We start from the raw sequence: 9,781 nt of genomic DNA on the forward strand, positions 1-9,781 counted from the left end.
CCGGGCCCGTCCCGTGCGTTGCTGACGCGGTGCTACTGGTTCTGGTTCTCACCGCGGTAGTACTCGAACACCCAGCCGAACAGACCGACCAGGATCATCGGAGCCGAGAAGTACAGCAGCCACCAGCCGAAGGCAACGGCCAGGAAGGCCAGCGCACCACCGATGGCCAGCGAGAGCGGCTGCCAGCTGTGCGGGGAGAAGAACCCCACCTCGCCGGCCTCGTCCGCCACATCGGCGTCCTTGTTGTCCTGCGCCATGGCGTCGACTCGCCGGGCCGTAAAGGCCAGGTAGTAGCCGATCATGATGCTCAGGCCGAAGCCCAGGAAGAGCGCGGTGGTACCGGCCGGCTCCTTCGACCACACGCCATAGACGATCGCCATGGCGAGGATGAAGACGCTCAGCCAGAGGAACATCTTGCCCTGGATCCTCACTTGCCTGCCTCCTTGCCGCCGGCGATGGCCGTGTCACCGGCGCCGTGGTTCTCGAGCTGGTCGAGCGCCGCGATCTCCGGGTGGTGCAGGTCGAACGCCGGGGATTCGCTGCGGATCCGCGGCAGGGTGAGGAAGTTGTGCCGCGGCGGCGGGCAGGTCGTCGCCCATTCGAGCGAACGGCCGTAGCCCCACGGGTCGTCGACCTCGACCTTCTTGCCGTACTTGGCGGTCTTCCAGACGTTGTAGAAGAACGGCAGGACCGACATGCCGAGCAGGAACGAGCTGATCGTGGAGATCGTGTTCAGCGTGGTGAAGCCGTCGGCGGCGAGGTAGTCCGCGTATCGACGCGGCATGCCCTCGGCACCCAGCCAGTGCTGCACCAGGAACGTCCCGTGGAAGCCGATGAACAGCGTCCAGAAGGTGATCTTGCCGAGCCGCTCGTCCAGCATCTTGCCCGTGAACTTCGGCCACCAGAAGTGGAATCCGGCGAACATCGCGAAGACCACCGTGCCGAAGACGACGTAGTGGAAGTGCGCGACGACGAAGTACGAGTCGGAGACGTGGAAGTCCATCGGGGGCGAGGCCAGGATGACGCCGGTCAGTCCACCGAAGGTGAAGGTGACCAGGAAGCCGATCGTCCAGAGCATCGGTGTCTCGAAGGACAGTGAGCCCTTCCACATGGTGCCGATCCAGTTGAAGAACTTCACACCGGTCGGTACCGCGATCAGGAAGGTCATGAAGGAGAAGAACGGCAACAGCACGCCGCCTGTGACGTACATGTGGTGGGCCCACACCGTCACGGACAGACCGGCGATCGCGATCGTCGCACCGATCAGACCGATGTAGCCGAACATCGGTTTGCGGCTGAAGACCGGGATGATCTCCGAGACGATGCCGAAGAAGGGCAAGGCGATGATGTACACCTCTGGATGGCCGAAGAACCAGAAGAGGTGTTGCCAGAGCAACGCGCCGCCGTTGGACGCGTCGAAGACATGCGCACCGAACTTGCGGTCCGCCTCCAGCGCGAAGAGCGCGGCGGCCAGCACCGGGAAGGCCAGCAGGACCAGCACACCGGTCAGCAGCACGTTCCACACGAAGATCGGCATCCGGAACATCGTCATGCCGGGAGCGCGCATGCAGATGATCGTGGTGATGAAGTTGACCGAACCGAGGATCGTGCCGAAGCCGGAGAAGGCCAGACCCATGATCCACATGTCGGCGCCGACGCCCGGCGAGCGGACGGCGTCCGACAGCGGGGAGTAGGCGAACCAGCCGAAGTCGGCCGCACCCTGCGGGGTGAGGAAGCCGGCCACCGCGATGATCGAGCCGAAGAGGTACAGCCAGTACGCGAACATGTTCAGCCGCGGGAACGCCACGTCGGGCGCGCCGATCTGCAGCGGCATGATCCAGTTCGCGAATCCGGCGAACAGCGGCGTCGCGAACATCAGCAGCATGATCGTGCCGTGCATCGTGAACGCCTGGTTGAACTGCTCGTTCGACATGATCTGCGTGCCGGGACGGGCCAGCTCGGCGCGCATGAAGAGCGCCATCAGGCCGCCGATGCAGAAGAACGCGAACGACGTGACCAGGTACATCGTGCCGATGGTCTTGTGGTCAGTGGTGGTCATCCACTTCACGACCACGTTGCCCGGCTGCTTGCGCCGTACCGGCAGCTCGTTCTCGTACGAGTCGTCAGCTGCTGCGGCGGCACCCTGAGGTTCGTTGAGGATGCTCACAGTTTGTTCGTCTCCGAGTTCCGGGCCGGGTCCGTCAGCTCAATGCCCGACGGGATGTAGCCGGTCTGCCCCTTCTCCGCCAGCTCCTTCAGGTGCTGCTGGTAGCGCTCCGGGGAGACGACCTTGACGTTGAAGAGCATCCGGGAGTGGTCGACACCGCAGAGCTCCGCGCACTTGCCCCTGAAGGTGCCCTCGCGGTTCGGGGTCACCTCGAAGACGTTGGTGTGCCCCGGGATCACGTCCTGCTTCATGAGGAAGGGGATGACCCAGAAGGAGTGGATGACATCGCGGGAGGTCAGGACGAACCGGACCTTCTCGCCCTTGGGCAGCCACAGGGTCGGGCCCGGGTTGCCATTCTGCGGGTTCCGGGTGCCCGGGATACCGGCGTCGTAGACGCCGCCCGCGTTCGCCGGGAAGTCCTCACGGAACTTGTCCGGAATGGCGGCCAGATCCTTGTTGGTCTTGGCGTCACCCGATGAGCCTTCTACGTTCTCGACGTAGTTGAAGCCCCAGCTCCACTGGTAGCCGACCACGTTGACCGTGTGGGCGGGCTTGGAGAGAGCCAGAAGCTTCGACTCATCACGCGCGGTGAAGTAGAAGAGCACCGAAACGATGATGAGTGGAACAACCGTGTACAGCGCCTCGATGGGCATGTTGTACCGGGTCTGCGGAGGTACCTCCACCTTGGTGCGGCTGCGCCGGTGGAAGATGACACTCCAGATGATCAGCCCCCACACCAGGATGCCCGTGACGAGCGCTGCCGCCCACGAGCCCTGCCAGAGGGAGAGGATCCGGGGAGCCTCCTCCGTTACCGGGGTGGGCATTCCCAGGCGGGGAAAGTCCTTGTATGTGCAACCAGAGGCGGTCGCCAGGACAACGCCCGCGGTCAGCACCTGGAGCAGCTTCCGCCGCATCGGGCGCCGCGACGAGCGGTCGGAGCCGTTGGGACTCACGTAGCGCCTTCCCGAGAGTCTCGGCCCGCGCGGCATGCCGCGGCCGTCTCGCTGGTCGGTCGCCGGCCCCTGACGCGGGCAGGGGTTTGGATGTTTATGCGGACCAAACCCTACTGGACGCTATTTGGGGTCGCGCGGGGAGGGTGCCCAACGCGCCGTCCGACACCCCGAAGGGGTGGAAAGCCCTTGGAATCCCGGCCTCCGGCAGGCATCTGACGCTCCCTCCGGGTACCGGAGTTAGCGTTGCCATGTGCCTTACTTCGACGTTGCCTCCTCCGCTCCCCTGCACCCGGTCGCCCGGCAGGCCCTGCAGGCCTCCCTCGACGAGGGCTGGGCCGATCCCGCCCGGCTGTACCGCGAGGGGCGGCGCGCGAGGCTGCTGTTGGACGCGGCGCGGGAGGCTGCCGCGGAGGCCGTGGGCTGCCGCCCGGACGAGCTCGTGTTCACTCCTTCGGGGACGCGCGCGGTTCACCTCGGAATTTCCGGCGCGCTCGCGGCCCGTCGGCGTGTCGGGCGCCACCTGGTCGTTTCCGCGGTCGAGCACTCCTCGGTTCTTCATTCGGCGGGCTCGTACGAGGGGGCCGAGGGCGGGACGGTGACCGAGGTCCCGGTGGACCGGGCGGGAGCGGTGTCCCCCGCCGCGTTCGGCGCTGCCCTGCGCGAGGACACCGCGCTGGCCGCTCTGCAGTCCGCCAACCACGAGGTGGGCACCGAGCAGCCGGTGGCCGAGGTCGCCGACGCCTGCCGCGCGGCCGGGGTGCCGCTGCTGGTGGACGCGGCACAGTCACTGGCGTGGGGTCCGGTGGCCGGGGACTGGTCGCTGCTCACCGGCAGCGCGCACAAGTGGGGCGGTCCGGCCGGGGTCGGGCTGCTCGCCGTACGCAAGGGTGTCCGGTTCGCCCCTCAAGGTCCCGCCGACGAACGGGAGTCGGGGCGCTCGGCGGGCTTCGAGAACATCCCGGGGATCGTGGCGGCGGCGGCATCGCTGCGGGCGGTGCGGGCGGAGGCGGCGGACGAGGCGGCACGGCTGCGGGCCCTGGTGGACAGGATCCGCGCGCGGGTGCCCGAGCTGGTCCCGGATGTGGAGGTGGTGGGCGATCCGGTGCGGCGCCTCCCCCACCTCGTCACGTTCTCCTGTCTATATGTCGACGGAGAGACTCTGCTGCACGAGCTGGACCGGGCCGGGTTCTCCGTCTCCTCGGGCTCCTCCTGTACGAGCAGCACGCTCACGCCGAGCCATGTGCTGCGGGCGATGGGGGTGCTCTCGGAGGGCAACGTGCGCCTCTCGCTCCCTCTCGGCACACCGGAGGAGGACGTCGACCGCTTCCTCGAGGTCCTGCCGGGGGTGGTCGCGGAGGTACGCGAACGCCTCGGCGCGCCCGCCACCTCGCCCGCCACCGGGGGAACGGCGTCCCTGGTGGTGGACGCGCTCGGGAAGCGGTGCCCGATCCCGGTGATCGAACTGGCGAAGGTGATCGGGGACGTGCCGGTGGGAGGCACGGTGACGGTGCTCTCGGACGACGAGGCGGCGCGGCTGGACATCCCGGCGTGGTGCGAGATGCGAGGGCAGGAGTATGTGGGGGAGGAAGCGGTGGAGCGGGGCGTCGCGTATGTGGTGCGACGCGTGACGTGAATCGTCGACGGGGCTTGATATGCCCGGGCGTATCAAGCCCCGCCGACGATTGAGGCGTGGAGTCCGGGGCGGAGCCCCGGGGCGTCAGCGGAGGTGGGTCCGGACCTCGGACGCCGCCTCGTGGCCGTACGCCTTCGTGAAGCGGTCCATGAAGTGCGCCCGCCGCAGTGTGTACTCCTGTGTGCCCAGCGTCTCGATCACCAGCGTCGCCAGCATGCAGCCCACCTGCGCTGCGCGCTCGTGGCTCACGCCCCAGGACAGGCCCGACAGGAAGCCCGCGCGGAACGCGTCGCCGACGCCCGTCGGGTCGACCTTGGCGTCCTCCTCGGCGCAGCCGACCTCGATCGGCTCCTCGCCCTCCTGCTCGATGCGGACACCGTTCGAGCCGAGGGTGGTGACCCGGGTGCCGACCTTGCCCAGGATCTCCTCGTCGGTCCAGCCGGTCTTGGACTCGATGAGCCCCTTCTCGTACTCGTTGGAGAAGAGGTACGTGGCGCCGTCCAGGAGGGTGCGGATGTCGTCGCCGCTCATGCGCGCGATCTGCTGGGAGAAGTCCGCGGCGAACGGGATGGAGCGGGTCCGGCACTCCTCGGTGTGGCGGAGCATCGCCTCGGGGTCGTCCGCGCCGATCAGGACGAGGTCGAGACCGCCGACCCGGTCCGCGACGGACTTCAGCTCGATCTGGCGGGCCTCGCTCATCGCGCCGGTGTAGAAGGAGCCGATCTGGTTGTGGTCGGCGTCCGTCGTGCACACGAAGCGGGCGGTGTGCAGGACCTCGGAGATCCGCACGGATGCGGTGTCCACGCCGTGGCGGTCGAGCCACGCGCGGTACTCGTCGAAGTCGGATCCGGCCGCGCCGACGAGGATCGGACCGCTGCCGAGCTGGCCCATGCCGAAGCAGATGTTCGCGCCGACACCGCCCCTGCGTACATCGAGGTTGTCGACCAGGAAGGAGAGGGAGACCGTGTGCAGCTGGTCCGCGACCAGCTGGTCGGCGAAGCGGCCGGGGAAGGTCATGAGGTGGTCGGTGGCGATGGAGCCGGTGACTGCGATTCGCACGGCGAGGACGCTCCTGTGGCGGGGTGGCGTTGACAGTTAACGCTACCGGGTTTGAGCACGCGCGCTGAAGTGCGGAAACTACCCGATAGTAGGTCTTTTTTCATGGACCCTCGGATGCATACGGTGCCGATATGACGAAGCCCATCGCCCGGCGCGAGCCGCGAGAGTCCGAGATCAGCCTGGCCCAGCTGCGCGGCGACTGCGCGCGGATGGCTCCGCACTGGGTGGTGCCCGCGGCCGCGGTTCCCGCGCCGGTGCCCCCGTCGCACATCCATGGTGTCGTCGTCCCGGCCTCCTCGGCCAGGCTGCTCGACGCCATGTCCGAATACGGCGACTGACGCCCGGCGGGCGCACGAGGGAACCGTGCGCTCCCCCGCTCCGTCCCATCCGTGACCCCGTACAACGGGGTCACGGAGACAAGGAGCGATGCGGTGAGCAGCACGGAAGACACGCACGACAGCCCCCGCCGCCGGCGTTCCCCGTTCGCCGTCGCCTCGGTGGCGGCGGCGGTGCTGGTCGCGGGTGGGGGTACGTACTTCGCGACCGCGGGCTTCGGCGGCGGCCACGACAGCGCCGACGCCAAGAGCGGTGCGCCGGGCAACGGCGACAATCCGCCTCCGCTCGCTCTCGACAGCCGTACGGACGGCGGAGACCGGGGCAGCATCGCGCCCGGTGAGCCCGACCCCTCGGGCGGCGGCGTCGTCTACAAGGCCAAGGGCAAGCTCCCGGACGGACCGGACGAGGCCGCTGTCCACCGTACGAAGGGTGCTGTCACCGCGGCCGAGGTGACCCGGCTGGCGAAGGCTCTCGGAGTGCCGGGGACACCGCGGCTGGTCGGCCCGGCCTGGAAGATCGGGACGGACAAGGACGGCGCGGGCCCGCTGCTTCAGGTCAACAAGCAGGCGCCGGGCACCTGGACCTTCGCCCGGTTCGTGGCGTCACCGGGCGGCGACAACTGCCTGAAGGGCAAGGAGTGTCCTTCGCGCGGTGAGAACCGGCCGAAGGGCCCGACCCCGGTGAGCGAGGAGGCCGCGAAGAAAGCCGCGGCTCCCGTACTGAAGGCTCTCGGCCAGAGCGACGCCGACCTGGACGCCGCCCAAGTGATGGGCTCGGTACGGGTGGTGAACGCCGCCCCGGTGGTCGGCGGACTGCCGACCTACGGCTGGACGACCGGAATCCAGGTCGGTCTGGACGGTCATGTGGTGGGCGGCAGCGGGCAGTTGAAGAAGCCCGAGAAGAGCGACGAATATCCGGTGATCTCCGCCGATGCGGCGCTGAAGCAGCTGAACAAGGACTCCCGGGGCAGCGGCCCGATCGGGATCGGCGGCTGCGCCACACCGGTGCCGCTGGAGGGCGAGCAGAAGCCCGATGCCCCGTGCAAGCCGAAGGAGAGGGCGAGCGGTCCGGAGCAGCTGACCGTCACGAAGGCGGTCTTCGGTCTTGCCGCGCAGTACGTGGACGGGCAGCAGGCGCTCGTACCGTCGTGGCTGTTCGAGGTGGAGCCGAAGGGCGGCACCCAGCCGTTCACCGTCACACAGCTCGCCGTGGACCCGAAGTACCTGAAGGAGCCGCCGCAGCGGGACATCAGGCCGACCGAGCCGCCGCAGGCTCCCCCGGCGCCGTCCGACCGGCGTATCGAGTCCTACACGGTGAGCGGGCGGACTCTGGCTGTGACCTTCTGGGGCGGGGTGTGCAGCGACTACGCGGCGAAGGCGAACGAGAGCGCCGACGCGGTGAAGGTCCGGATCGTCGAGACGAACCCCGACCCGGACCGGGTCTGCATCGCCCTCGCCAAGGAGCTGACGAAGACGGTGACGCTGGACAAGCCGCTGGGCGAGCGGAAGGTCGTGGACGCGGCGACGGGTGATGCCATCCCGATGACGGCCGTCCCGAAGAAGTGACGCGGCGACGCAGCACATGAGCAGGCCCAGCGCGTGAGCATACGAAAGGCGGCGGCCCCGGGATCGGGGCCGCCGCCTTTCGTACGTGCGAAGTGCGAAGCCTTAGCTGAAGGAGTCGCCGCAGGCGCAGGACCCACTGGCGTTCGGGTTGTCGATCGTGAAGCCCTGCTTCTCGATCGTGTCCACGAAGTCGATGGACGCGCCACCCAGGTACGGGGCGCTCATCCGGTCGGTGACGACCTTGACGCCACCGAAGTCCTTGACGACATCGCCGTCGAGCGAGCGCTCGTCGAAGAACAGCTGGTAGCGCAGGCCGGAGCAGCCGCCGGGCTGAACGGCGACACGCAGTGCCAGGTCGTCGCGGCCTTCCTGCTCCAGCAGGCCCTTCACCTTGGCGGCGGCGGCGTCGGACAGGAGAATGCCGTCGCTCACGGTGGTGGTCTCGTCCGATACGGACATCTGCTTCTCTCCCGGGTTGTACGGAGACTGCTTGCCGACGGTTGCAACCGGCGGGGCCCCGGATTCATTCCGGGCGAGCCCTAGTCTTTCCCTTTCATGCTCGCACACCGGCTCGGCGAGGGGCACCGGCCTGTGGACGGACGGGTGTACGCGGGGTGTACGGGAGGGCGCAGGGGGGTGCGTCACATCGACGCTATGGACGTCGTCAAAGTGACGTGAAGCAGTTATGATAGATAGCGTCAAATAGACGAGAAGTACCTCTGTAGAAGAGAAAGGGTGCGTGACGTGACCACCGCCCAAGCCCGCCCTGAGCTCGACGTCCAGCCGACGCCGCTCGCCCTGCTGCTGCTCGGCCGTGAGGCCGACCCCAGGAGCGAGCGCGGCGTCGAGTGCCCCGGCGACCTGCCGTCCCCGTCCGACCCGGACCTGGTGGAGCGCGCCCGCGCGGCCAAGGAGAAGCTCGGCGACAAGGTCTTCGTCCTCGGCCACCACTACCAGCGCGACGAGGTCATCCAGTTCGCCGACGTCACCGGCGACTCCTTCAAGCTCGCCAAGGACGCCGCCGCGCGGCCGGAGGCCGAGTACATCGTGTTCTGCGGTGTGCACTTCATGGCCGAGTCCGCGGACATCCTGACGTCCGACGACCAGAAGGTCGTGCTGCCGGACCTGGCCGCCGGCTGCTCGATGGCCGACATGGCGACGGCCGAGCAGGTCGCGGAGTGCTGGGACGTGCTGTCCGAGGCCGGTATTGCCGAACAGGTCGTGCCCGTCTCGTACATGAACTCCTCGGCGGACATCAAGGCCTTCACCGGCAAGCACGGCGGCACGATCTGCACGTCGTCGAACGCGAAGCGCGCGCTGGACTGGGCCTTCGAGCAGGGCGAGAAGGTGCTCTTCCTCCCCGACCAACACCTGGGGCGCAACACCGCGGCGCGGGAGATGGGCCTGTCGCTCGACGACTGCGTCCTGTACAACCCGCACAAGCCGAACGGCGGGCTGACCGTCGAGCAGCTGCGCGACGCCAAGATGATCCTGTGGCGCGGGCACTGCTCGGTGCACGGGCGCTTCTCGCTGGACTCGGTCAATGACGTACGCGAGCGGATCCCCGGCGTGAACATCCTCGTCCACCCCGAGTGCAAGCACGAGGTCGTTGCCGCCGCGGACTACGTCGGCTCGACGGAGTACATCATCAAGACGCTGGAGGCGGCCCCGGCCGGTTCCAAGTGGGCGATCGGCACCGAGCTCAACCTGGTCCGCCGGGTCGCGAACGCGCACCCCGACAAGGAGATCGTCTTCCTCGACAAGACGGTCTGCTTCTGCTCGACGATGAACCGCATCGACCTGCCGCACCTGGTGTGGGCGCTGGAGTCGCTGGCCGAGGGCAACCTGGTCAACCGGATCCAGGTCGACAAGGAGACGGAGAGCTTCGCGAAGCTGGCGCTCGAGCGGATGCTGGCGCTGCCGTAGCGCTCGCGCTGTGCGTACGAGGGGGCGCCCCGGCCGGTCACGGCCGGCGCAGAGACAACCAGGAGGTTGGCTTAGAAGCAGCCACCCTTGAAAGAGTGCGTAATAGCTCACTGGTCAAGTGATTCCGCGCCGACAATGTAGC

At 68.2% G+C, this 9,781-nt stretch carries 9 protein-coding genes and 1 other annotated feature; of the genes, 4 read left to right on the forward strand and 5 right to left on the reverse strand.

The window, feature by feature from the left end:
- Window positions 1-32 precede the first annotated feature (32 nt).
- The 3 genes from ABZS64_RS25900 to coxB are packed head-to-tail and all read right to left on the reverse strand — an operon-like array spanning window position 33 to window position 3,120.
- Entirely contained in the window at window positions 33-431 is a 399-nt protein-coding gene (locus tag ABZS64_RS25900) for a cytochrome c oxidase subunit 4 (RefSeq protein WP_355834204.1), read from the reverse strand.
- The gene (gene ctaD / locus ABZS64_RS25905) at window positions 428-2,167 is read right to left on the reverse strand and encodes a cytochrome c oxidase subunit I (protein ID WP_355834206.1); all 1,740 of its coding nucleotides are present in this window, start codon (window positions 2,165-2,167) and stop codon (window positions 428-430) included. The genes ABZS64_RS25900 and ctaD overlap by 4 nt, the downstream gene beginning before the upstream one ends.
- The gene (coxB, locus tag ABZS64_RS25910) at window positions 2,164-3,120 is read right to left on the reverse strand and encodes a cytochrome c oxidase subunit II (protein ID WP_355834209.1); all 957 of its coding nucleotides are present in this window, start codon (window positions 3,118-3,120) and stop codon (window positions 2,164-2,166) included. The genes ctaD and coxB overlap by 4 nt, the downstream gene beginning before the upstream one ends.
- A gap of 250 nt (window positions 3,121-3,370) precedes the next feature.
- On the opposite strand from coxB, the gene ABZS64_RS25915 reads away from it, so the two are divergent.
- Entirely contained in the window at window positions 3,371-4,753 is a 1,383-nt protein-coding gene (locus tag ABZS64_RS25915) for an aminotransferase class V-fold PLP-dependent enzyme (RefSeq protein ID WP_355834212.1), read from the forward strand.
- Window positions 4,754-4,837: 84 nt separating this feature from the next.
- On the opposite strand, the gene ABZS64_RS25920 is transcribed toward ABZS64_RS25915, so the two are convergent.
- Window positions 4,838-5,812 (reverse strand): carbohydrate kinase family protein, encoded by a 975-nt coding sequence (locus ABZS64_RS25920; RefSeq protein ID WP_355834215.1) that lies wholly within the window; start codon window positions 5,810-5,812, stop codon window positions 4,838-4,840.
- Window positions 5,813-5,943: 131 nt separating this feature from the next.
- On the opposite strand from ABZS64_RS25920, the gene ABZS64_RS25925 reads away from it, so the two are divergent.
- Both ABZS64_RS25925 and ABZS64_RS25930 read left to right on the forward strand, forming a co-directional pair.
- Window positions 5,944-6,150 carry a hypothetical protein gene (locus ABZS64_RS25925; protein ID WP_266477263.1) on the forward strand — a complete coding sequence of 69 codons (207 nt, stop codon included), beginning with the start codon at window positions 5,944-5,946 and terminating at the stop codon, window positions 6,148-6,150.
- 93 nt (window positions 6,151-6,243) lie between these two features.
- A complete protein-coding gene (locus tag ABZS64_RS25930; RefSeq protein WP_355834217.1) occupies window positions 6,244-7,713 on the forward strand; it encodes a hypothetical protein in 1,470 nt (489 codons plus the stop codon).
- Between the two features lie 102 nt (window positions 7,714-7,815).
- Here ABZS64_RS25930 and ABZS64_RS25935 read toward each other — a convergent pair whose 3' ends face one another.
- Window positions 7,816-8,172 carry an iron-sulfur cluster assembly accessory protein gene (locus ABZS64_RS25935; RefSeq protein WP_108148255.1) on the reverse strand — a complete coding sequence of 119 codons (357 nt, stop codon included), beginning with the start codon at window positions 8,170-8,172 and terminating at the stop codon, window positions 7,816-7,818.
- A gap of 285 nt (window positions 8,173-8,457) precedes the next feature.
- On the opposite strand from ABZS64_RS25935, the gene nadA reads away from it, so the two are divergent.
- On the forward strand, window positions 8,458-9,639 hold the full coding sequence (nadA, locus tag ABZS64_RS25940) for a quinolinate synthase NadA (RefSeq protein WP_355834222.1): 1,182 nt from the start codon (window positions 8,458-8,460) through the stop codon (window positions 9,637-9,639).
- Between the two features lie 41 nt (window positions 9,640-9,680).
- Window positions 9,681-9,779 (forward strand) — a sequence feature (23S ribosomal RNA rRNA prediction is too short).
- Window positions 9,780-9,781 lie beyond the last annotated feature (2 nt).

The sequence above is a fragment of the Streptomyces sp. NPDC005408 genome, assembly GCF_040606445.1.
In the GTDB taxonomy this organism is placed as follows: domain Bacteria; phylum Actinomycetota; class Actinomycetes; order Streptomycetales; family Streptomycetaceae; genus Streptomyces.